This is a genomic window from Actinomadura rugatobispora, from assembly GCF_055379765.1.
On sequence record NZ_AP029191.1, the window covers coordinates 3,541,886 to 3,564,300 of the forward strand.

At 67.9% G+C, this 22,415-nt stretch carries 19 protein-coding genes; 5 read left to right on the forward strand and 14 right to left on the reverse strand.

Annotation, left to right across the window (positions count from 1 at the left end; genetic code table 11):
- Positions 1-30: 30 nt before the first annotated feature.
- Together ACZ466_RS15085 and ACZ466_RS15090 are read left to right on the forward strand one after the other, a co-directional pair.
- On the forward strand, positions 31-384 hold the full coding sequence (locus ACZ466_RS15085; protein ID WP_378288097.1) for a YciI family protein: 354 nt from the start codon (positions 31-33) through the stop codon (positions 382-384).
- A 99-nt stretch (positions 385-483) separates the two neighbouring features.
- The gene (locus ACZ466_RS15090) at positions 484-1,767 is read left to right on the forward strand and encodes an RNA polymerase sigma factor (protein WP_378288096.1); all 1,284 of its coding nucleotides are present in this window, start codon (positions 484-486) and stop codon (positions 1,765-1,767) included.
- Between the two features lie 57 nt (positions 1,768-1,824).
- Here ACZ466_RS15090 and ACZ466_RS15095 read toward each other — a convergent pair whose 3' ends face one another.
- A complete protein-coding gene (locus tag ACZ466_RS15095; RefSeq protein ID WP_378288095.1) occupies positions 1,825-3,099 on the reverse strand; it encodes a lipase family protein in 1,275 nt (424 codons plus the stop codon).
- 276 nt (positions 3,100-3,375) lie between these two features.
- Here ACZ466_RS15095 and ACZ466_RS15100 point away from each other — a divergent pair, with 276 nt between their 5' ends.
- Positions 3,376-4,335 carry a threonine/serine dehydratase gene (locus ACZ466_RS15100; protein WP_378288094.1) on the forward strand — a complete coding sequence of 320 codons (960 nt, stop codon included), beginning with the start codon at positions 3,376-3,378 and terminating at the stop codon, positions 4,333-4,335.
- A gap of 13 nt (positions 4,336-4,348) precedes the next feature.
- On the opposite strand, the gene ACZ466_RS15105 is transcribed toward ACZ466_RS15100, so the two are convergent.
- Both ACZ466_RS15105 and ACZ466_RS15110 read right to left on the reverse strand, forming a co-directional pair.
- Positions 4,349-5,701: a serine hydrolase domain-containing protein gene (locus ACZ466_RS15105; RefSeq protein WP_378288093.1), complete on the reverse strand. Its 1,353-nt coding sequence runs from the start codon at positions 5,699-5,701 to the stop codon at positions 4,349-4,351.
- Positions 5,702-5,871: 170 nt separating this feature from the next.
- Positions 5,872-9,246 carry a pyruvate carboxylase gene (locus ACZ466_RS15110; protein WP_378288092.1) on the reverse strand — a complete coding sequence of 1,125 codons (3,375 nt, stop codon included), beginning with the start codon at positions 9,244-9,246 and terminating at the stop codon, positions 5,872-5,874.
- 559 nt (positions 9,247-9,805) lie between these two features.
- Here ACZ466_RS15110 and ACZ466_RS15115 point away from each other — a divergent pair.
- The gene (locus tag ACZ466_RS15115) at positions 9,806-10,468 is read left to right on the forward strand and encodes a MinD/ParA family ATP-binding protein (protein WP_378288091.1); all 663 of its coding nucleotides are present in this window, start codon (positions 9,806-9,808) and stop codon (positions 10,466-10,468) included.
- A 325-nt stretch (positions 10,469-10,793) separates the two neighbouring features.
- Positions 10,794-11,576 carry a DUF6177 family protein gene (locus tag ACZ466_RS15120; protein ID WP_378288089.1) on the forward strand — a complete coding sequence of 261 codons (783 nt, stop codon included), beginning with the start codon at positions 10,794-10,796 and terminating at the stop codon, positions 11,574-11,576.
- On the opposite strand, the gene ACZ466_RS15125 is transcribed toward ACZ466_RS15120, so the two are convergent.
- The 11 genes from ACZ466_RS15125 to eccB all read right to left on the reverse strand — a co-directional run bounded on the left by ACZ466_RS15125 (position 11,548) and on the right by eccB (position 22,413).
- Entirely contained in the window at positions 11,548-11,985 is a 438-nt protein-coding gene (locus ACZ466_RS15125) for a hypothetical protein (RefSeq protein WP_378288088.1), read from the reverse strand. The genes ACZ466_RS15120 and ACZ466_RS15125 overlap by 29 nt on opposite strands.
- 747 nt (positions 11,986-12,732) lie before the next feature.
- On the reverse strand, positions 12,733-13,164 hold the full coding sequence (locus ACZ466_RS15130; protein WP_378288087.1) for a hypothetical protein: 432 nt from the start codon (positions 13,162-13,164) through the stop codon (positions 12,733-12,735).
- 1,046 nt (positions 13,165-14,210) lie between these two features.
- Positions 14,211-14,567 carry a hypothetical protein gene (locus tag ACZ466_RS15135; RefSeq protein WP_378288086.1) on the reverse strand — a complete coding sequence of 119 codons (357 nt, stop codon included), beginning with the start codon at positions 14,565-14,567 and terminating at the stop codon, positions 14,211-14,213.
- Between the two features lie 668 nt (positions 14,568-15,235).
- Positions 15,236-15,823, reverse strand: a complete 588-nt coding sequence (locus ACZ466_RS15140) for a WXG100 family type VII secretion target (protein WP_378288085.1) — start codon at positions 15,821-15,823, stop codon at positions 15,236-15,238.
- Positions 15,824-16,064: 241 nt separating this feature from the next.
- Complete coding sequence (locus ACZ466_RS15145; protein ID WP_378288084.1) at positions 16,065-16,373, reverse strand: YbaB/EbfC family nucleoid-associated protein; 309 nt, start codon at positions 16,371-16,373, stop codon at positions 16,065-16,067.
- 62 nt (positions 16,374-16,435) lie between these two features.
- Positions 16,436-17,104, reverse strand: a complete 669-nt coding sequence (locus ACZ466_RS15150; protein ID WP_378288083.1) for a YbaB/EbfC family nucleoid-associated protein — start codon at positions 17,102-17,104, stop codon at positions 16,436-16,438.
- A complete protein-coding gene (locus ACZ466_RS15155) occupies positions 17,101-18,390 on the reverse strand; it encodes a S8 family serine peptidase (protein ID WP_464043714.1) in 1,290 nt (429 codons plus the stop codon). Before ACZ466_RS15155 ends, ACZ466_RS15150 begins: the two co-directional genes overlap by 4 nt.
- A 1,367-nt stretch (positions 18,391-19,757) precedes the next feature.
- A complete protein-coding gene (locus tag ACZ466_RS15160) occupies positions 19,758-20,105 on the reverse strand; it encodes a DUF2563 family protein (protein WP_378288082.1) in 348 nt (115 codons plus the stop codon).
- Positions 20,106-20,219: 114 nt separating this feature from the next.
- The gene (locus ACZ466_RS15165) at positions 20,220-20,516 is read right to left on the reverse strand and encodes a WXG100 family type VII secretion target (RefSeq protein WP_378288081.1); all 297 of its coding nucleotides are present in this window, start codon (positions 20,514-20,516) and stop codon (positions 20,220-20,222) included.
- Between the two features lie 13 nt (positions 20,517-20,529).
- The gene (locus ACZ466_RS15170) at positions 20,530-20,844 is read right to left on the reverse strand and encodes a WXG100 family type VII secretion target (RefSeq protein ID WP_378288080.1); all 315 of its coding nucleotides are present in this window, start codon (positions 20,842-20,844) and stop codon (positions 20,530-20,532) included.
- Positions 20,845-21,066: 222 nt separating this feature from the next.
- Positions 21,067-22,413 carry a type VII secretion protein EccB gene (eccB, locus tag ACZ466_RS15175; RefSeq protein WP_378288079.1) on the reverse strand — a complete coding sequence of 449 codons (1,347 nt, stop codon included), beginning with the start codon at positions 22,411-22,413 and terminating at the stop codon, positions 21,067-21,069.
- Positions 22,414-22,415: the final 2 nt, after the last annotated feature.

Below are 22,415 nucleotides of genomic sequence, written 5' to 3' on the forward strand. Positions count from 1 at the left end.
TCACCGGCGATCGAGAGCAAGGAGACGACGATGCGGTTCCTGATGATGACGACCGACAGCGGTTCGGAGTTCGACGAGAAGATGGCCGCCGAGATGGGGGCGTTCATCGAGGAGATGAGCCGCTCGGGGGCGCTGCTGGCCACCGGCGGCCTGGACCCGCACCCCACCCGCATCACCGCCTCCGACGGGAAGATCACGGTCACCGACGGCCCGTTCGCCGAGGCCAAGGAGGTCGTGGTCGGGTTCGCGCTGATCGAGACGCGGACCAAGGAGGAGGCGATCGAGCTGTCCAAGCGGTTCTGGTCGATCGCCGGTGACGGCGGGGGCGTGATCCACCAGGTCTTCGGCCCCGGCGACCCCTTCCCCGGCGCGCCCGGCGCCTGACGCCAGGCCCCGCTCCCCGCCGTTCCTCCAGGTCGCACGGGGGACGGCGGGGGGCGTGCGGCTTGCGCGAAGGCCGCGGCGGGTGCTCTCATCGTCGGCGTGACGGGTGGCACGGAGATCCACAGGACGGTCGACGCGGTCTGGCGGCTGGAGTCCGCGCGGATCATCGCGGGGCTGGCGCGGATGGTCCGCGATGTCGGGCTCGCCCAGGAGCTGGCGCAGGACGCGCTGGTCGCCGCGCTGGAACAGTGGCCGGAGTCGGGCGTCCCGGACAACCCGGGCGCCTGGCTGATGGCGATCGCCAAGCGCCGCGCCGTCGACCGGATCCGCCGCGACCAGACCCTGAACCGCAAGCTGGAGGAGCTCGGGCACCGGCTGGAGACCGAGGACTCCGGCGCGGAGCTCGACGCCGTCCTCGACGACTGCATCGAGGACGACCTCCTCCGGCTGGTGTTCACCGCCTGCCATCCGGTGCTGCCGACCCCGTCCCGGGTCGCGCTGACGCTGCGGATGCTGGGCGGGCTGGCCACCGACGAGATCGCGCGGGCGTTCCTGGTCCCGGAGCCGACGGTGGCGCAGCGGATCGTCCGCGCCAAGCGCGCGCTGGCCGAGGCCGGCGTGCCGTTCGAGGTGCCGGCGGCCGAGGAGCGCGCGGGCCGGCTGTCATCGGTCCTGGAGGTCATCTACCTGATCTTCAACGAGGGGTACGCGGCCACCGCGGGCGACGACCTGATCCGCGCCGACCTGTGCCTGGAGGCGCTGCGCCTGGGCCGGCTGCTGGGCGGGCTCGCCCCCGACGAGCCCGAGGTGCACGGCCTGGTCGCGCTGATGGAGATCCAGGCGTCGCGGTCGCGGGCGCGCACCGGGCCGTCCGGCGAGCCCGTCCCGCTCCTCGACCAGAACCGGGCCCTGTGGGACCAGCTGCTCATCCGCCGCGGGTACGCGGCGCTGCTGCGCGCCGAGAAGATCGGCGGGCCGCCCGGCCCGTACGTGCTCCAGGCCGCCATCGCCGCCTGCCACGCGCAGGCGCGCGAGGCCGCCGACACCGACTGGGCGCGGATCTCGGCGCTGTACGAGATCCTCGCCCGCCGCGCGCCGTCCCCCGTGGTGGAACTGAACCGCGCGGTGGCGGTCGGGATGGCGCACGGCCCGGAGAAGGGCCTGGAGATCGTCGACGGGCTGGCCGACGAGGCGGCGCTGAAGAACTACCATCCGCTGCCGAGCGTCCGCGGCGACCTGCTGTTCCGGCTGGGCCGGTACGTGGAGGCGCAGACCGAGTTCGAGCGCGCCGCGTCCCTGACCCGCAACGAGGCCGAACGGACGTTGCTCCTGGACCGCGCGTCGACCGCCGGCCGCAGGACCACACCCCGCAACGAAGCCTGAATACGAGACGCGCGGCCCGGGGATCCCGGGCCGCGCGCCCTCCTCAGCACAGGCGTGTCAGCAGTTGCCCTGCGCGGGCTTGCCCTCGAAACGCTCGCCCAGGAACGTGGTCACGTCACCGGCCGCGAGCCAGTCGGTGGTCAGGTGCTCGGCCGGGTAGGTGTTCTTCCACTGGGTGGTGATCCCCGCCTTGCAGTAGGCCGCCCGGGTGGCGTCCTCGGTCTCGTGCGGGATGATCTCCTCGAAGTAGCCGCGGTACTGGAACACCGGGAACCCGATCTTGTACGTGGCGCCGGAGGACGGGCCGCCGATGTCGACGCCCAGCTTCTGCCGGTCGATGACCTCGCCCCAGGTCACGCCGTTCGGGCCGCGCAGCGCGTAGATCTGCTCCAGGGTCAGCTTGTCCGTGGAGAAGTTCTCGACCTTGGCGCCGAGGAACACGGCGAGCGTCCCGTACAGGCAGTTCTCCCTGACCGCCTTGATGGCCTTCTCGCCCTCCTCGTTCATGAGCTCGGTGAACGGCATCTCCGGGTACGCGGCGTTCAGCCCCACCAGCGCGTCGGCCAGGAACCCGGCGAACAGGCCCCCGTTGAGCGCCTTCGCGGTGATCTTCAGGTCGCCGGGGACGCCGCCCGCTGCCGCGCCGGCCACCTTCAGCTCGGGCGCGTACGAGGCGGCCAGCTGGGCGCCCCACAGCGACGCGGCGCCGCCCTCGGAGTAGCCCGTGATGCCCACCTTGCCGTCGGCCCTGAGACCACCGCCGGGGATCTGACGGGAGGTCCGGACGACGTCCAGCAGCGCGTGCCCCGCGTTCGCGCCCACCATGTACGTGTGCACCTGGCCGTCGAGGTACCCGACCCCGTCGGTGGCGGCCACGGCGAACCCGGCCTTGAGGAGCTCGGCGATGTTCGGCCCCTCATAGTGGTCCACGTACTGGCCCGACATCTGCTTGGACAGCGCGCACTGCGGACCCGATCCCGAGGTGCCCGGGTTGAACGCCACCACCGGACGCGACCCGCCCTTGGTCCACGGCGCCTCGGGCACGGCCACGAAACCCGACACCACGTTCTTCGCGCCCTTGGCGTCGGTCGAGGCGTACCGCACCTTCCACGCCTTCATCGCGATGTTGTGCGGCACGCCCGGCAGTGTCGTGGGACGGCAGGCCAGCAGCTCCCCCGGGCCGCCGGTGACCGCGCCGGGCGCGGCGTAGATCTGCGCGTCGGACGCGGTGCACGCCCACGGTGCCGCCGACGCCGACGGTACGACCGCCACCATCGGGGCCGCCAGGCACGCACCCGCCGCCGCCGTTGTGAGCAGAACCCGTAGTTTCATCACCACTCCAGGGGTGGGACGAGCGGCGGCCGGGGGCGCGCGGGCGCGGGGCCCGGACGCGGCCGGCGACCGCTGGAAGTGAACGCTGATGACTGTCTCCCGGCGCCCCCGAGCAGCGGAATGAAGCGAGCACACACGGTCGCGAAGCGAATTAGCAGGCGTCTCACAACCACCGCGCCCAGCCGAAGGTGAGGACGTCGCAGGGCCTCACGGCGTCTGGTAGGCAGGAGGTGGCCGCCGTTGTGGGCGGGCATCGCGTTCGGAGGGGACACGGCGATGATCGATGTTGCGGACGTCCGGGCCGCGGCCGCTCGGATCCAGGGGCGGGTGCGCAGGACGCCCGTCATGGAGGTCGAACCGGCCGAGTTCGTACCCGAGAGGGCGACCGCGCCCGCGAAGGTGTGGCTCAAGCTGGAGCTGACACAGCACACGGGCTCGTTCAAGGCGCGCGGTGCGTTCAACCGGATTCTGCGGGCGGAAGAGGAGGGACTCCTGCCCGAGGCCGGTGTCATCGCCGCGTCCGGGGGGAACGCGGGTTTGGCCATCGCGTACGCCGCTTCGCAGGTGGGTGCGAAGGCCGAGGTGTACGTGCCGGAGACCGCGCCCCAGGTGAAGGTGGCCAAGCTGCGCGCGCTTGGGGCGACCGTCGTCCAGGTGGGTGTGAAGTACGCCGACGCCCACGAGGCCGCCGTCAAGCGGACCGCCGAGACCGGGGCGCTGTTCTGCCACCCCTACGACCAGCCCGAGATGTGCGCGGGCCAGGGCGTCATCGGCCTGGAGTTGCTGGAGCAGACCGCCGGGGAGGTCGACACGGTCCTGCTGGCGGTGGGCGGCGGCGGGCTCATGGCGGGCGTCGCCGCGGCCCTGGAGGGGAAGGCGACCGTGGTGGGCGTCGAGCCGTCCGCCGCGCCGACGCTGAATGCCGCGCTGCGCGCCGGACGGCCGGTCGACGTCGAGGTCTCCGGCGTCGCCGCGGACTCGCTCGGCGCCACCCGCGCCGGGGAGATCGCGCACGCGGTGGCGACGCGTACCGGCGTGCAGTCCGTGCTCGTCCCCGACGAGGCGATCAGCGAGGCCCGGCGCCGGATCTGGGAGGACTACCGGCTGGTGGTCGAGCACGGCACGGCCGCCGCGGCCGCCGCCCTGCGCGCGGGCGCGTACCGTCCCGAGGCGGACGAACGCGTCGCGGTGCTGCTGTGCGGCGCCAACACCGCCTTGGGCGATCTGGCCGTATGACGCCGCACCTGGCTCAGGGGCGGATGACGAACCGGAGCGGGAGCGGCGGCTTGGCGGACGTGCCGGGGGTCTGCGTGGCCAGCGGGCCCTGACCCCCGCACAGCGCCTGCACGAAGTGCGCCCCCAAGGCGTTGTCGATGGCGTGCGGCATCGGCACGCCCTGCCCGTTCAGCTGCTGGTACTTGGTGAGGTTCAACCCAAGCGCCACCTGCCTGCGCCCGTCCACGCTGGACAGCGCCTGCGTACCGCCGCCGAACACGGCTCCGTCGTGGCCCCAGAACGTGCCGCACGGCAGTTCCAGGGAGTAGAGCCCGAGGCCGTAGTTCATCAGCGTGTTGCCGTTGCCGTCCTGGACGGGGACGGTGCGCTGCATCTCCGTCAGGCCGCCGCGTCCGATGAGCTTGCCGGTGAGCAGGGCGCGGTAGAACGCGTTGAGGTCGTCCATCGTGGAGACGAGCGCGCCCGCCGTACCCGCCCAGCTCATGTTGTAGACGCTGTACTCGCGAAGCGGTTGGGCGTGACCGTACAGCGACTCGTACATGCGCGAGTGCGGCCCGGAGATGGTCGCCCTGTTGGGGAAGTACGTGTGCTTGAGCCCGGCCGGGCGTATGACGTTCCGCTGGATGTAGGTCTCGGCCTTGACGCCGCTGACCTTCTCCAGGAGCTTCCCGAGGATGATGTAGTTGGTGTTGGAGTACGACCATGCCGCCCCAGGGGCGTTGGTCGGCGGCGCCTCCAGTCCCCACGCGATGATCTGCTCGGGACGCACCGTACGGAACCGCGACCTGTCCAGGCTCTCCGGGGACAGGCGGCGCAGTGACGGGAACGCGGACACGACGTAGTCGGCGATACCGCTGGTGTGGTTGAGCAGCATCCGCACGGTGACCTGCTGCCCCCGCTCGCCCGGCACCGTACCGGGCAGGAACTGCGCGACGGGCGCGTCGAGCTGGAGGCGGCCCTGCTCGACCAGTTGCAGCACGGCGGTGGCCGTGAACGTCTTGGTGATGCTGCCGACGCGGTGCTCCATGTCGGGCCGCACGGGACGCCGCGTGCGCACGTCGGCGACCCCCGAGGCGCCGCTCCACGCGTCGTCGTCATGGCGGACGGCCGAGTAGAGGCCGTGCATCCCGGCCTCGTGCGTGGCGTCGAGGGTGACCCGCAGCTTGCCCGCGTCGAACGACACGCCCTGCGGATCGGCGTACGCGCGGCCCAGCGCAACGGCCGGAACAGCGGGCCCAACGGCCGCGCCCGGCGGCGCGGCCTGCGCCGAGGCCGTCGGCGGCACGGCCGCCGTCAGGAACACCGCCACGGACACCGGCACCGTCCCTGCGAACCGTCTCAGCCGCACGAACCGCCTCGTCGCCATTCCCGTCTCTCTCTAGTCAAACGACGTGATGAGAAGAGTCTTCTCGGACATCGCCCACCCTGTCATCCCACGCCAGGAGGAGATCGACATCCTGCGGAAGTCAGCCTAAGCCGACCCCCGCGCCATGGCGCCACCGGTCCCGGAGATGATGCCGGGACCGGTGGTGCGGCTCAGGAAATGACCAGCAGGAGGTCCCCGGCCTGGACGGGCGTCGCCTCCGGAACGGCCAGCCGGGTGACGGTCCCGCCGACCGGCGCGGTGATGGCGGCCTCCATCTTCATCGCCTCGATCGTGGCGACCACGTCACCGGCCTCCACCGTGTCGCCCCTGGCGACCCGCAGCGTCACCGACCCGTCGAACGGCGCCGGGACCTGCCCCGGCTCGGACGGGTCCGCGCGCTCCACCGGCGGCGCGTCCGCGGCCACCGAGCGGTCCCGCACCGACAGCGTGCGCAGCTGACCGTTCACCGTGCAGATGACCTGCCGGAAACCCGCCTCGTCGAGGTCGCCGACCGCCTCGAGCCCGGCCAGCACGCGCACGCCCGGCTCCAGGTCGAAGGAGACCTCCTGGCCGGTGTGCAGCCCGTACAGGAACGCCCCGGTCGGCAGCACCGACAGGTCGCCGTACGCCGCCCGCGACTCCCGGAAGTCCTTCGCCGGCCCCGGGAACAGCAGCCGGTCGAGGGTGTCGCGGACCTGCGGCCCGGCCAGGTCCTTCTCCTCGTCGCTGGTCAGCTCGGCGCGCGCCGGGGCGTACTGCCGCCCCGCCAGCGCCCGGCCGCGGAACGGCTCGGGCCAGCCGCCGGGCGGGTCGCCCAGCTCGCCGTTCAGGAACCCGACCACGCTGTCCGGCACGTCGTAGCGCTCGGGGTGCGCGGCGAAGTCGTCCGGGTCGGCGCCGGCGGCCACCAGGTGCAGCGCCAGGTCGCCCACGACCTTGCTGGACGGGGTCACCTTGACCAGCCGCCCCAGGATCCGGTCGGCCGCCGCGTACAGCCGCTCGATCTCCTCGAACCGGTCGCCCAGGCCGAGCGCGACCGCCTGCTGCCGCAGGTTGGACAGCTGCCCGCCGGGGATCTCGTGCTGGTAGACGCGCCCGGTCGGCGACGGCAGCCCCATCTCGAACGGCGCGTACAGCTTCCGCACCGCCTCCCAGTAGGGCTCCATCACGGTGAGCGAGTCCAGGTCGATCCCTGTGGCGCGCTCGGTGAAATCGGTGTGCGCGACGATGGCCTGCAACGGGGGCTGGCTCGTGGTGCCCGACAGGGGTGCGGCTGCGCCGTCCACGGCGTCCACCCCCGCTTCCACGGCCGCGAGGTACGTCGCCAGCTGACCGCCCGCCGTGTCATGCGTGTGCAGGTGGACGGGGAGGTCGAAGCGTTCGCGCAACGCAGTCACGAGCGTGCGCGCCGCAGGGGCCCTCAGCAGGCCCGCCATGTCCTTGATGCACAACACGTGAACGCCCGCCTCGACCAGCTCCTCCGCCAGGCGCAGGTAGTAGTCGAGCGTGTAGAGCTTCTCCCCGGGAGAGGACAGGTCGCCCGTGTAGCAGAGCGTCCCTTCCACCACGGCGTGCGTCTGGAGAACAGCGTCGATCGCAGGACGCATCCGCTCCACGTCGTTCAGTGCGTCGAACACCCGGAAGATGTCCACGCCCGTACGCGCGGCCTCGTCGACGAAGGCGCGCGCCACCGAGTCGGGGTACGGCGTGTACCCCACGGTGTTGCGCCCGCGCAGCAGCATCTGCAGGCACATGTTGGGCGCCGCCTCACGAATGGCCGCCAAACGCTCCCAAGGCGACTCGCCCAGGAAGCGCAGCGCGACGTCGTACGTGGCGCCGCCCCACGCCTCCAGAGAGAACAGCTGCGGAGTCATCCGCGCCAGATACGGGGCCGCCGACAGCAGGTCGAACGTGCGCACCCGCGTCGCCAGGAGCGACTGGTGCGCGTCCCGGAACGTGGTGTCGGTGACGCCGACGGCCTTCTGCGCCCGCAACTGCTCCGCGAACGCCCTCGCCCCCAGCGCCAGCAGCCGATCCCGGGAGCCCTCGGGGAACGGACCGTCCAGCGCGATCCCCTCGGGCAGCTTGGTCGCCGGGTCCAGATCGGTCGGAGCGTCACCGTTCGGCCTGTTGACCGTGACGTCCGCGAGATAACGGACCAGCCGGGTCGCGCGGTCACCACTGGAACGCGCCGTCAGCAACTCGGGATGATCGACGATGTAGGCCGTCGTCACCCCGCCCGCCTGGAAGTCGTCCTCCTCCAGCAGCGCCCGCAGGAACGGGATGTTGGTCGCCACACCGCGGATCCGGAACTCCGCCACCGCCCGCCGCGCCCGCCGCACCGCGTCCTCGAACGTCCGGCCCCGGCAGGTCAGCTTCACCAGCATCGAGTCGAAGTGCGGCGTCACCACCGCACCCGCGTACGTCGTCCCGGTGTCGAGCCGCACACCCGCGCCGCCCGGCGACCGGTACGCCGAGATCTTCCCCGTGTCGGGCCGGAAGCCGTTGGCCGGGTCCTCGGTCGTGATCCGGCACTGCACCGCGAACCCCGAGACCTGCACGTTCTCCTGCGCGATCGACAGGTCGGCCAGCGTCTCGCCGCCCGCGATGCGCAACTGGCTCTGCACCAGATCCACACCGGTGACCTCCTCGGTCACCGTGTGCTCGACCTGGATCCGCGGATTCATCTCGATGAACACGTGCCGGCCCGCCGCGTCCACCAGGAACTCCACGGTGCCCGCGTTCACGTACCCGATCTCCCGGGCGAACCGCACCGCGTCCTCGCACAGCCGCTCCGCCACCGCCGGGTCCAGCCGCGGCGCCGGCGCGATCTCCACGACCTTCTGGTGCCGCCGCTGCACCGAGCAGTCACGCTCCCGCAGATGCACGATGTGCCCGGCGCCGTCCGCCAGCACCTGCACCTCGATGTGGCGGGGCCGGTCCACCGCCTGCTCCAGAAAGACCGTCGGATCGCCGAACGCGCTCTCGGCCTCCCGCCGCGCCGTCTCCACCGCCGCCGGGAGGTCCTCCCGCCGATCGACGCGCCGCAGCCCGCGCCCGCCGCCGCCCGCCGCCGCCTTGACGAACAGCGGGAACCCGATCTCGTCGGCCGCCACCGCCTCCTCGCCCGGCTCCGGCGTCGCCGACCGCAGCACCGGCAACCCGGCCCGCCGCGCCGCCGCCACCGCCTCGATCTTGTTCCCGGCCAGCTCCAGCACCCCGGCCGGCGGCCCCACGAACGTCAGCCCGTTCCGCTCGCACGCCGCCGCCAGTTCGGGACTCTCCGAAAGGAACCCGTACCCGGGGTACACCGCGTCGGCCCCCACCCGAACCGCGGTCTCCACGATCCCGTCCACGTCCAGGTACGCCCGCACGGGATGGCCGTGCTCCCCGATCTCGTACGCCTCGTCGGCCTTCTGCCGGTGCAGGGACAACCGGTCCTCATAGGCGTAGACCGCCACGCTGGCGATCCCGAGCTCATAGGCGGCGCGGAACGCCCGTACGGCGATCTCACCGCGGTTGGCGACGAGCACTTTCTTGATCACGGCGTAACTCCCAGGAGACGGTTCGGCAGAGGCCGCCCCCTACACGACGGCCTCCCGGGCTCAACGTCGAGCGGCCCCCAACATAGCCCGCGAACGACGCACGCCTGATACCTACCCCCTGCCCCCTCCCGTCCACTCCGCCCGACAACCAACCCCCTGAACCGTCAACGGCGTTCTGACTAGACTCGTCCGCACCCCGCTTGTTCGTCCACGAAGGAGATCGGTGTCCGATCGGGACTGGCAGCACGAGGTACTGAGCGAGCTGGGCACCCTGGAAGCAGGCCTGTTCCCACCCCACCCACTCCCGCCCTTGACACCCCTGCGAACCAACCCACCGCCACCGGCTCCCTTGCCGGCGCCCGTCCCGCGCTCGGAAACCCCACCCGCACGTCCGACCCCAGGCGGCCAGCGCAACCCCCACGGCGACCGTGCCATCAAGCGTCTGGGCCGGAGCATGCGCAAAGCGGTGGGCGCATCCGCCACAACAGGGGAACGGGACAGGTCCGAGCTCACCGCCCAGCTCAGCGTCCCCGTACGCTCCTGCCGCCGGATCGCGGTCATGAGCATCAGGGACGGCGCAGGTAAGAGCAGCATCGCGGCACTCCTCGCCAGGACGATCCAGCAGCACCGCGACGACCGAGTCCTCGCCATCGACGCGGACCCCGGCCTAGGCGCTCTCCCCCGACGCCTGGGCGTTGCAGGACAAACAAGCTCCCTACAAAGCATCATCGCCGCACGCCCCCGCTCCTGGGCCGAGGCATCCCCCCACCTGGCCCACACAGAAACAGGCGTGTGGGTACTAGGAGCCCAAGAACTAACCCACGACGCGTACCGATCCGGCGCCGGCCTACTGAGCCGCTACTTCTCCGTCGCCATCATCGACTGCAGCACCGGCATAGGATCACCCCTCCACCAGAGCATCCTGAGCTCCGCCCACGCCCAGGTGTTCGTCGTCCCCGGAACACAAGACGGAGCGGTCAGCGCCCAAGCCGCCCTCCACCACCTCCAGGAGAACGGCCACAACCCCGTGGTCGCACTGGTCGCCCACACCCCCGACGCACGCGACCTCCTGAACACAGACGCAATCATCGTCCCGTTCGACCGCCACCTCGAGACAGGCACCACCATCACCCCGGATCGGGTCGGCGCGGCCACGCACACGGCCATCGCTCGCATCGCAGCCGAGTCCTTTGGACGAGCCCAGAGGGAAGGGACACTGTGAGCCGGGAGTACGTCGCACTCCTACGAGAACCCCCAGAGGTACGCCCCCTCCTCCAGAGCTCAGCCCGCCTACGAGGCACACACCTATCAATAGGCGACCACGAAGGAACCACTCACCTCGTCGACCCCACCGGCCGCCTCCTCGTCCACCTAGGCCGCCCCATGCGCATCGACGTACCGGGCGAGGTGGAACGCCTCCTGCACACAACGGTCCCCCTGCCGACCTGGTGGATCGACATACGGGCCGCGCTCAACGCCACCGCCATCGCCCTCCACTGCGCGGAAGAACTGGTCTCCCGCCACGGCGGAACCGTATGGAGAGCCTCATGACCGCGGACGCCCGTACGGACGACGCCACGGTAATCCTGACCGACCGCACGATCGTCCCGCTGACCGCGGACATAGCCGAGCAGGCAACCCACTCCAAGGCCCTCCAGTTGGTCACCCCCATCACCAGCCGCATAACACTGCCCCTGCGAGCCCTCATCAACGCAGGAAAAGCCCGCTGGATCGTCCGCCACCAGAACGGCTACTACGACGGCCTGACCGGACGCCCCATGACATGGAACAACGCCTTCGTACCGACCCCGAACGCACAGGACTACGCCCCCGGCTACAAGACCCCGCCCACAGCCCTGGGCGTCCACCTGACCTTCGTGGCACGCGCCCAGCCCACCTTCATCGAGCCCCTGACACGCCTACTCACCAACGAACCACCCAAAGGCTGGGGCCCCACAGAACCCGTCCAACACCCCTGGACCTCTCAACTCCCCGCAGGAACCCGCATCATCACCGTAGGCACCCACTGCCAAGCCCTCACCGACTCCACCACGACAACACTCACCGTCGCCTACGCAGACACGCCGCCCCTGGAGCGACTCCCCACGCTCCTAACGACCCTGTACGCAACGCACCCGTTCCAATCCCTCCTCGTCCACGTCGGCAACGGCCGTCCAGACCTGACCACCGAACCCCGCTGGATAGGCACCCCCACCCCGGTGGGCCTGGCCCTGGGTAGGAGCCCCATATCGTGGTTCCCCCTGACCGACTGGCCGAGCTACCAGCAGCTCCTCCAACGCCTCAGGGGGTCCGCTTCCGGATCTCGTTGATGAGCTTCTGCATCGTCTTCTTCTGCTCCGGCGGCCCCGTCAACTGCACCGCGACCCCCACACGCCCGCCTCCCTTAGGCGTGAACACACGGCTCAGAGCGACCCGCACCACGCGCTCCCCCTCCTCGTTCTCCGCCTCGACCTCCGCGTACATCGTCGTGGAGTCGATCTGACGCCAGTCCCCCTCCTCCACAAGAATCTGCTCACGCAGCGCCTTCCGCTCGCCCTCCCCACAAGAAGCCGAGCACTTCTGCACCGCCACCATCCCTCCGGCCCCGCTCCCCGACGGAGGAAACGTGCCGCCCTCATCAACGCAGATCCACCGGCTCTCGAACGGCTTCTTCTCACTACGCATGCACCCCCAAGTCCCAGGTGCGTCGAACTCAAACGGCAAGCCCTCCAACTTCATGTGGTACGTCTTCTCGCCCTCCCCATACGTAGGCCCCGCCACAGGCCCATCAGGCCCATCAGGCCCCTGAGGAACCCGCGGACTGGCGGAAGCCGACGCACTAGCCGAAGGCCGCGCAACCGAAGGAGACGGAACCGGCGCACCCCCGCCCCCCGGCGACCACACAAAAGCAACAACCAACGCCCCGAGAAGTACCCCAGCACACACAAGCCCCGCAACAACCCGCCACCGCACCGCAGAAGGCTCCTGAGGCACCGCCTCATTCACCACATGCGGCACCGCGAAATCCACCCCCGCATCCGGGCTGGCCCACTCCCCCGCAGACCAGTGAGGCTCGAACCCAGGCCCACCCTCCGCGGCACCCGCAGTCAGCCCAGCCGCATCCAGCACCCCAACGGCATCCCCCAATGGCCCCTCATACGGAAAAGCAACCCACCCCAACACCCCACGAGGCGCAGCGTCCCGAACCCTCCCCTCCTCGACAAGCGCCCCCACCGCAGCCTCGAACCGCTCCCGCACCGCCGAGTCCGCAGCCGCCGCAGACCGCAACACCGCCACCGCGACCTGCCGCCCCTCCCGGTCCTCCCCCAAGAACACAACCCCCGCGCCATGCTCCTCCAGCCGCCCCCGAAGCGTGAACGCCCCCAAAATCCGAGGATCCCCAACCCTCAAAGCACCCATCCCACTCCCTCCGAAACCAACCCACCCCTTAAGACGCCCCCAACCCCCACCCCGTTTCCCCCACCCTCAACAAACCGGATCATCAGCCAGCCGACGCAACCTTTCGGCGACACCACTCACATCCGGACCATCCGGACGAGCGGCAACGATTTCATCCGCCAACGCGCGGAGTTCCCCAGGGGGAAGCAACGCGAACCGCTTATCCCTATTCCGAAGCCAAACCCGAACAGCACGGCCTCCCTCCTCGCTGACCTCCAGAACCGGCGCGGGAATACCGGGCAACCCAATTTTGCCCGCGTCCATCCGCACTACGGCCCGCGAGAGATCATACCGACGATCCCGCAACACACCTCGACGCCAAAGACAGCCGCTCTCGAAGAAGAAGCTTCGCCGATGCATAACAACACCGAGCAGAATCACGAACGGCACGGACACCGCCACAGCCACACTAAGAACGACCGCCAGTACCTTATCCCCGTCAACCGAGAGGTCATCCACCACTCTTACCGTGAAGACAACGGCACCGACCGTCCCCAAAACCAAAATGAGCCATGCAACCCATGCACTGACCCCAGGCCCTGTGGACAGTTCAACCCGCCCGCCCCCCAAGACCACACCACCTAACTGTCATCACACTCCTAATCTGACAATCTCCGGAGCCGGGTCGCGACCGCCATAGCCTCAGGATCAACCGCACATTTAGAAACAATTGAATCCGCAAGTGCCCTTATTTGGTCAGGGGGCAGCAATGATAGCCGATGGTCACGATTACGCAACCAAAGCACGGCATCACGCTTACCCTGAGAGCTGATGACGAGGCGTGGCACTGGGGACCCGCCAACCCCTATAGTCCTAGATTGCAAGGACAGTGATACTGTAGAAAAATCGTAAGACTGATTACGGAAGACCCCCTTGCGCCACAGTAGGCCATCTTCAAGCCAGTAGGACCGACGATAGGCAGTCACCACCATCGACACAATGGCAACAAAAAAAGAAAGGCATGCGACAAACAAGATCACCGCAAAGAGTTGGTCACCAGCCGCCATCAGCACTGGCATGGCGTACACAGAAAATCCAAGGAAGATCGCGGCCGCTAGAACGTTTCCTCCCCACAGCAGGCCACCACGTCGCCCCGGGCCAGTGCTGAGTTGCACTCGTTCTCGTACGGGCATGGTTCACCAGCTCACGAAGTGAGGTAATTTTGGACTATTGAATCTTCGATTTCACTCTGAAACAATTACCAAGAGCCCCGGCCTGTCGAGACCGACTCAGAGAGAATGCCCCGTCGCATCTCTTAACTTATTAAGGGGTCAACCATTCGCTGATCTGTTTCATCCTAGCCTCGAGCCCCAGCAAGCCTATTACTTCTTGCTGTACGCTCTTCTGGCGCCATCGACACCACATCGCGAACACTGATCCCACCATACGACCGCTGGAGACAAGTAGTCTTCTTCTCGCCCACGAGCCCATGTGATATGCGCGAAACGAGTCAAAAGCCCTGTTCCTAGAGGTCTAACAGGCTTTTTCAGTTCGGCTGAGCGGATTCATCGGGGTCGTTGCACCTGGTAGGTGCTGTAAAGGGCCCGAATGGCCAGTAGGAAGTGCTGGGCGACCTTCTTCTCCCGGCCGTCATAGGCATCCGCAGCCTTCCACAGGGCAGCGGCGGTCTTCCCCAGGGTATCTGCACCGTCATCTATCTTATGGGCCATCTCCCGAGCAGCGACCTGGTAGCTCTCCACGATCCCGACCTCCGCCCCGAGGCTCCCGAAAGCATCACCAGGAATCGCCGTATGAACGGTGATTGCACGTGACGCCAACGCCCAGAACGATGCGCCTTCGAGCACATCCTCCCCGGCTTGCTTGATGCGGTTTCGACGATGCGAGACCTGCGTATTACTCAACAATCCTCCCTACCTCCACGCGCCGCGTGACAGTGCCGGAGCGGCGCGTTACTTGAGATTTGCCGAACCTTCATTGGCCAACCGAGTCGCGATTTCGCCCCTTTTACCGGAAGGCATGCTCCGAAGATTGCCACCGAAAACATTGATCTGGCCGCCGAGCCCTCCGCGACGCAAGGGGATCGTCAAGAAGTCAGGTGACCAGGACCAGGAGCCATTGGCCTTGAGCCCTCGCGGGTACACCCAGCACGCTTGCCCACCCGGGACAGAGATGGTCCTGCAGTTGCCATAGGCAACGGACTTTTCCCGAAAATATGCCTCGCCCGTCGCCTCCGGCAGCTTCTCGTACCAGGTGGATCCATCCGGCCCAGGGAAAACACTGATGTGCAAAGACAGCGCCTTGGGTCCCCGCTGCTCGGGGCGATAAGATTTACTGCGCCAGACACATCCGTACGAGTGCTCGCTCCTGGCCTTCTCATTCGGCCCGAGAACCTCTTGGCGGAGCTCGTCCCCCACCAGAGTGCACGGGTCGGGTCCGCGCAAGGTTGATTGTGCAGGTACGGCACGTTCTGTTGACGGCACCGCGGAAGGTCTGGCCCTCGGAGCGGCCTCACCCGAGCAGGCTGCCACCACCGCCAGACCACCCATGACGCAGACGGCCCGTGCGCCCTTCATTTGGCTTCCCAACCGGCCCTGTTACCAAGCCCGCCGGGAGGACTCACCGGCTTCTGCAGCTTGCTCGCCGTGCCTTGAATCTTTGCTATGTACGTCTTGTACTCGGTGATGGCGGTCTTACTGCCCGCATGAATGTTATTGATTCCCGAAGCGAAGTTCTGCAGAACCTGCGTCATGGCTTCCGTCATGGTCACCTGGTCGGCATACTGTTGCGCATTCCTGTACTGAACGATCAATGGACCGATTTGGATCGATGCCTCTCTGGCCGCGGCCACGGCATTGATATAGGAGGTCTGCAGAACGCCGGCAGCCTCAGCCAGCTGAATGCCAACCTCGAGAAGTGCATCCCGATTGTCTTTGGATTTATCCTGGTTCTTGCCCATGTACTCTTTGAAGTTGTCATAGGCAGGCCCTTCCCAGTGGGCCCCCAACGCCGTATACGACGTCTCGATCGACTCCATTGACATCGCAATGAGGTTCGCCGCCCCACGCCAGGCGTCCACCGCTCTGTAAACTGCCTCGGGGTTGCCCTTGAGGCCCGCGAGCTTGTCAAGCGCAACCTGCCAGGCGACAGCCGAGCCCACAATGGCACCGGCACTCTTGATCAGGCTGGTACTGAGCGGTGGGTCAGCCCCCTGGCCGCCGCGGTTCCCCCTGTTCCCTTGGTTGCCGCTCGGTCGTGAGTTCCCTCCACCTCCTGGGCGAGGCCCCCTGGCCCCTCCGCCCCCAGGACCGAAACCAAGGCCAGTGAAACCCCGATGATACGGCTGATATCTGTCGTACAGCGGCATTTCTAGGTCCCCTTCATCGATTCGGCCTCGTCACTCACCAGATTTTGACAGCGGCCCGTTCGGCCAGATCCGCCACGCGTCGGGCGTTGGCTGCATTGAAGGCTTGAAGCACACGCTCCGCCAGCAGACTGCGGTCCGAGAGCCGGACAGTATGAATGTCCAATTCGACAGCTACCACACGGCCTCGTCCGTCCACCTTCACCTGGCCCAGCCCAGGCTTGATGTCCTGCACCCAGTGAAGCTCGGCGGCTTCGTCTTCGAGGTCGTCCAATGCCTCGACGTAGTCACGGAGAGCGGACACCTCTGCATCACTCCGCGCCATGGCCGTCGCGAGGTCCTCCAAGGCTCGATCGAGGCGGCGTTCGGGGTTGTCGCTGCTTCCGCCGCGATAGACGTCTCCTGCCCTCACAACCGGCTGCCGTTTTCGAAGCGGCGCTCGATCTCCTCAGCCGAGGACTGCGCGAATTCGATGCCCTGTCTCTGAGCCGCGTCCACACACTGCGCGATCCGTTGTCCCAGCTTCGCGGCCGTCGATCCCAGCGGCGCGTCGGGGTCGATGTAGAGATCGGTCAACTGCCCGTAGCCGTTGACGGTCGCCTGGACGTCGCCCTGGGCCGATTCTTGGTGGAAGCGCATCTCGAACAGTTCGGCTTCGAGTGCTTTCATGGATTCTCTGTAGCGAGGATCGGGCGTCATCATCTCGACGCTCTGGGGAGGGTCTTGCTTTTGCTGTGGGGTGAACGTCGGAGCCTCGACCAATGACGTATTCGCATCGCCGGCCACCCGAGCGCGTGACAGCCACTGATGCGCTCGAACCTGCACTTCCCGCTCATCCACGGATTCATAGGTGGAATAGACCTGGGCCGCCCCTGCTGTTTCCTGCGGTCCTACAGGCTCTCCGGTCTCGCTTTCCTCCGCGATCCCGCCGGGCAGGCCGGCCGCGCTATCGCGCTCGGCGTCGCCCTCTCTACGAGTTGAGCGAGCCCCTCGCATGCCCGCTGGATACTCAGCTACCTCCGCATCACTGGCGAAGCCCGCATTTATCGCATCTTTGATTCGTTTTTTCGGTGTCATCGAGTTCTTCCCATGATGCGTCTTGCAGCGAAGGCGATGACGGCGAGCCCCACGACCGAACCGGCAATACCAAGCAGAAGCCCTGTACTGCTGCCGCCGCCCTGTACTTTTTCATTGGCCACTGCGCGCGTGTGCTGCGCAGGCGACTCTGTCTTGGGGACGTCCGGTGCCATGCCCTGCAGAGTGTCCAGCTTTTCGTAAGCGGGATTGCGTGCGTTGTGCGGGACCTCGGCGGTAAGCGCTAGATAGGGAATCATCGCACCATTCCCCGTCCATTTGTCCCAGCCCTTGGGGCCCACGTCCTTCGCGGTCGCCACCAGCCGTTGCACGACTTCACGGCCCGACATAGCGGAATAGTGCGAACGCATGAGGGCGATGACGCCGCTCGAGAGCGCAGCCGCCTGGCTCGTGCCGTTGAGGTTCGGGCGAAAGCGGCCGTCCTTCATGGTGGCCCCCACACTCACTCCCGGACCGGCGACCATGACGTTTCTCCCCGGTGCGCTCTTCTCCCAGATTTTCAGGTCATGGCTCAACGCGCCGACCGAGAGCACTCCCGCACAGTCGCCGGGTGCGGTGTCGGGTTCACGAGGATCGTTTCCCGAAGCCGCGACGATGACGACATCGTTACTTATTGCATAGCTCACGGCATCCTGGATGGAGTCGGTGCACCTGTAGCCGACTCCCTCCGAAAAGTTGATCACTTTGGCGCCATGGTCGACAGCGTAGCGAATGGCCTCGGGATAGTTGTATTGGCTGGAGGCTTGAATCGGCAGGATTCTGGATTCCGGAGCCACACCCATCATCCGGCTGCCGCGCCCCTGGCCCGCTATCAGTGTCGCCATCGCCGTACCGTGGCCGCCTAGTTCGGAGTCGCTGTCAACACGTCCGTCACCTCGTGCTTGAGTGCCTGTCTCCGAGTAGGCGATCCCGGGGAGCACCACGCCTTGCAGGTCAGTTATATCCGCCTGGACGCCGCTGTCGATCAGAGCCACGGTGACGCCTCGACCTCGGCTGATGGGCCACACCTTGTTCTGAATCTCCCAAGCCTGAAACCACCACTGTTCACCCCGGGGCCCAGGGGCAGCCAATGCCGTGGGAGCATGGCAGAGCATGAGCGGCAAGGCGGCGACGCCGACCAGGATGACCCGGGCTATACGCGCCTTCCCTATTGCCTCGTCGCTCGGTCCTACGGCAATGGCCTTATCGTCGCTTCGCCGGCTACTTTTCATCGCCGCCGATGACGCGTGGGGCCACGTCCTCATCTTCGGCCCAGAGGTCATCCTCATCGAGGATGCGGGGGGTTCGGATCGCTTCCCCAGCTCCGCGACGTCCGGCGCCGAGACCAGTCGCCCCAGGGAGGGCGGACGTCCGATGCTCCGTCGGGGAACCCTGCCAGGGAGCGCTGCCGCTGGGAGTGGCGCCTGCCCGTGAAATGGCGCTTGGGGGCGTCGCTCCAGGACGGATCACACCTCCCGGAGACAGGCCGCCTACGGGACGTGAGCCGTTGGTCGTGGAATGCCCGCTCGGGGTGCTGACGCCTCCGATGATCCCTCCTGCGCGGCTGACCGGTGGCGGCCCCGATCCGGGGACACCTCCTGATCCGACATGGCCGGGAACGGGGCCGGCGCCTCTGAGCACGCCACCGCTGGGCCCTGGACCGCGAAGGGGCATCTCAGCGTTTCCTGTCAGGGGTGAGTGCCCCACAGGAAGCCCAGGCCGTTTACCCGTGGTCACGCCTTGCGCGGGCGTCGTCATCGTGGGAACACCCGGTGAGAGTTCCCCCGAGCCGGGAGGCCGTGGACCCATGTTGAAAGGTGGATCCGCGTGTTGGGGGCCGGGTCCGCCGGTTATAGGCGCAATGCCCTCCAGCTCCGACGCGTTCCGCATATCGGGCCGCATATCGGGCTGGCCAGGAGTCTGCGGGCCGGGGTGTGGATCCGACAGGAGGGGACCACCACCGCCGTGCGGGCTCGCGGCCATGCCGCCTTGCGACGCTCCGGCCGGACCTGTGTAGGACTCCGGAACGGTGCCCGCACCGCTCGTTCCGCCAGCGGAACCCGTGGCCCCACCGTCAATGCGTCGTTGCGGGCCGCCGGGAAGACCGACTGCCACCGTCTCCGGGATCTGGTCGAATGCGGCTGAAAGGCTGGTGTTGGTACTTGCCAGGTGTTGCTGCGCGCGTTTGTCGTCTGCGTAACGCGCAGGACTCGCGTCCGGAGCGCCGGGTCTGGAGATCACTCCCAGCCCTTCGGGGTTCTGCTTCGGTGGCATGCTGCTCTGTGCGGATTCAAGGGCGGCTCGGACCGCGCTCGCCGCAGACTGGAACCTGGTACTGACGTCGGCCAACGTCCCCGAGGCTTCGATAAGCTGCTTCATCTCGGCCACGCCGAGCTGTTGGGCGTCGCTCTGCCATATGGCGTTCAGCTGGCGCACATGCCGACCGAGGGAGTCCTCGGCCCGTCGCAGTGCGCCGTGCGCCTTGTGATAGGCCAACCAAATCTCTTGAAGCGGGACCGCACTGGCAGCCTGCAGATGCGCTGCCACGGCGTCGTAGTTGTACTGGGTCGGGTCCCCCTGCCCGAGCGTCCCCGGCCTGAGGTCGTAGGCCCGATCCTTCTTGCTCATCGTTTATTCCGATCCCCGTTGGCCCGACTCACCTGTGCTGCCACGGAACCACACCTGTACCTCCACCGCCCTGAACGGCCCGGGCCCGGTCTGCGGCAGCGGCTTCGGTGCGCTCGTAGTTCTCCGCCGCGCGCTGCAAGCGCGTGATCAGCGCTTGATAGGCGTCGCAGTAGTCGCGCAGCCCGCGCACCATGTTCTGGTGCGCGGAGTCCAGGTTCCATCCGAGTTGCTGCGCGACGTCCCACCCGCCGATACGACCGGCCGCCTTGGAGCCTCCGGCCAGGGCGTCCAGCGCCGCCCTGAGCTCGGTGAGATCACGTTCCATCTCTCCGGCCATCTGGCGTAGCCGGCGGCGCCGAACCTCGATGGGATTCATTTCACCGGCCTCGCATGATCACTGGGGCCGTGCGACGAGCCCGACTATCGGTCGGTGTCGGCCATTCACCCCTGGGAGCCACAGCGTTCCTTCCCCGTGGTGTTCTGTGGTTCGTCAGCCGCCGAACATGGCGGTGTTGCGGCGTTCGGTGGTGAGGTAGCCGTCGTGGGAGTCGCCGATGGCCTGGCCCATGTTGTGGACGACCTGGCCGAGCTGCTCGCCGGCGGCGTTCCACTGCTTCTGCATAGCCTGGTATGCCTGGTCCGCGTCGCCCTCCCATTCGGCGAGGGTGGACTGGACCTTGCTCTGCAGTTCGTTGAGGGCGGCCTTGTACTCGTTCAGGGCCTTGGCGAAGCTGGCCTGGGCCTCTTTCATCGCGCCGAAGTTGACCAGCGTGTAGTCGGTGCTCACGGTGTCCTCCTCGTCAGCCGTTGATCATGCCGGTGAGCTTGTTGACCCTGGCGGCAGTCTCGGCCTCGTTGGCGGCGTAGGTGACGCGGGCGTCGCCGAGCTTCTGCTGGATCTTGTTGAGGTCGGTGAGGACCTTGACGAACTGCTGGTCGAACTGCTGGTAGACCTTCACGAAGGCCATGGCGCCCTCGCCCTTCCAGCGGGCCGCGAGGGCCTTCTGCTCGGCCTCGAGCCTGGCCCGGGTGCCGCGCAGCTGCCGCTCGGCGTGTTCGATGGCGTCCGCGCCCTTGCGCATGCCTTCCCGGCTGTGCGCCGACTGCTGTGTCACCGCGTTCTCCTTGTGGATGGACGACATGAGGCATCACAAGGCGCGCCCCCTACTCCCTGTAGCGCTTCGAAAGCGACACACCCCGTGACAGCGAGCAAGTTCGAGCGTAGGGATCAGGGAACGCGGGTGTCCACGCCCAGCACATGAGGGGTTTTCAGACTCTCGGGCAACAGGTCCGCCGACCCCGCAGTTGATCTGCGCGAGCGTTGTCAAGACGCACACTTACGTGGCCGGAACCGGCCGCAGTGCGGCCGCTGAGGAGAGGATGGGGCCAGGGCGGAAAAGGTTGATGAGGTTGACCGGTATCGGCACTGCGGTGTTCACCGAGTAGCCGAGTTTGGTGGCGTCGTCGGACGTGGCGATGGGGTGGCGGACGCCCTGTTCGGTGATCAATGAGAATGCCTGGGGTTTTTGTCCCGGTTGGGAGAGCGTGCCGGCGAATGTGCCGCCACCAGGGAGGACGACCTGGTCCAGGGCGGTGGAAACGGGAGCGGCGGGAGCGGGAGGGAGGTGGGCGTCCAGGGTGAAGCGGACCTCCGTCGAAAGCCGGCCGGTATTCCGGTAGACCGCGCAGAGTGACTGGTCGGGACGGTGCGCAGAAATTTGGGGCGGGTCTTCGGGGATATTTCGGTTGTAGAGGGCGGTGCGGGAGGGCCTCGTGTTCGCCGCGCCGGGAGAGATGTCGCGCGGCGGGCCGGCTCCGGCCGAGTCGAGCAGAAGGCGGGCTTGGGTTTGCGAGACGCTCGCCAGGCCGTCCGGCAGCTGGACGTACCAGCGGGTCGGCGTGCCCGCGACGGCGGCGACCCTGAACACCTGGCCGACCTGGGCTGGGGCGCCGTCCGGGCCCGGGCGGGTCTGGCCCCGGTCCGGCACGGGAGGCGCCGCGAAGTCGGGCCCCTGCGGGAGGCCGTTGAGCCAGCGCTCGTCGACCGGGGTCGGCTGGTCCGCGCTCAGGACGCGGGCGGCCCTCGGGGAGACGCGCATCCGGGTGTCACGCCAGATGAGCCATGACTGAGGGCCGCCCTGGACGAGCACTCCTTGGTTGTCGGCGAGCTTGCTTCCGCCTATGTCACGGCCGCCGATGAGGGACACGCGTGAGCCGGTGGTGCAGAGGGACCATGGCGCCTTGGTGAGCTTGTCCGGGGCGGGTAGCGACTCGGGTGCGCCTTGGATTCCCGTGACCGGGCCTCTGCCGTACTTGGCCAAGGACCTCGCGGAGACCGTCTTGCGCTGGATGGAGGTCGTGGACATCGCCAGGCGTGCGGAGGCGTAGTTGAGGAACGGGATGAGTTTCCTGTCCTGGGGGCTGTAGGCGTAGGTGGCGCCCGTCTCCTTCTCGATGATGACGAGGCCCGGTTGCTCCAGGTTGCGGGCGCCGCCCTTGAAGACGAGGCCGGAGATGCCGAACCCGGCGGCGACCAGGACGACGACCATGACGCCGCACAGCGCGCCGACGCCCGTGCGTCGGAGAGGTGATTCGGCGGCTCCGGGCTTGCCCTGGAGGAGGGCCAGGGCGACCCGCTGGGTCATCAGCCGGTGCGCCTGGTAGAGGTCCTTGCGCGTTTGCATGC

What these genes read in the sequence shown, in the direction of transcription:
- ACZ466_RS15095 (WP_378288095.1), bottom strand. Translation starts at nt 3,099, where the DNA reads ATGAAACTACGGGTTCTGCTCACAACGGCGGCGGCGGGTGCGTGCCTG.
- ACZ466_RS15105 (WP_378288093.1), bottom strand. Translation starts at nt 5,701, where the DNA reads ATGGCGACGAGGCGGTTCGTGCGGCTGAGACGGTTCGCAGGGACGGTG.
- ACZ466_RS15120 (WP_378288089.1), top strand. Translation starts at nt 10,794, where the DNA reads ATGACCGCGGACGCCCGTACGGACGACGCCACGGTAATCCTGACCGAC.
- ACZ466_RS15125 (WP_378288088.1), bottom strand. Translation starts at nt 11,985, where the DNA reads ATGAAGTTGGAGGGCTTGCCGTTTGAGTTCGACGCACCTGGGACTTGG.
- ACZ466_RS15100 (WP_378288094.1), top strand. Translation starts at nt 3,376, where the DNA reads ATGATCGATGTTGCGGACGTCCGGGCCGCGGCCGCTCGGATCCAGGGG.
- ACZ466_RS15160 (WP_378288082.1), bottom strand. Translation starts at nt 20,105, where the DNA reads ATGAATCCCATCGAGGTTCGGCGCCGCCGGCTACGCCAGATGGCCGGA.
- ACZ466_RS15155 (WP_464043714.1), bottom strand. Translation starts at nt 18,390, where the DNA reads ATGAGGATGACCTCTGGGCCGAAGATGAGGACGTGGCCCCACGCGTCA.
- ACZ466_RS15150 (WP_378288083.1), bottom strand. Translation starts at nt 17,104, where the DNA reads ATGACACCGAAAAAACGAATCAAAGATGCGATAAATGCGGGCTTCGCC.
- ACZ466_RS15085 (WP_378288097.1), top strand. Translation starts at nt 31, where the DNA reads ATGCGGTTCCTGATGATGACGACCGACAGCGGTTCGGAGTTCGACGAG.
- eccB (WP_378288079.1), bottom strand. Translation starts at nt 22,413, where the DNA reads ATGCAAACGCGCAAGGACCTCTACCAGGCGCACCGGCTGATGACCCAG.
- ACZ466_RS15115 (WP_378288091.1), top strand. Translation starts at nt 9,806, where the DNA reads ATGAGCATCAGGGACGGCGCAGGTAAGAGCAGCATCGCGGCACTCCTC.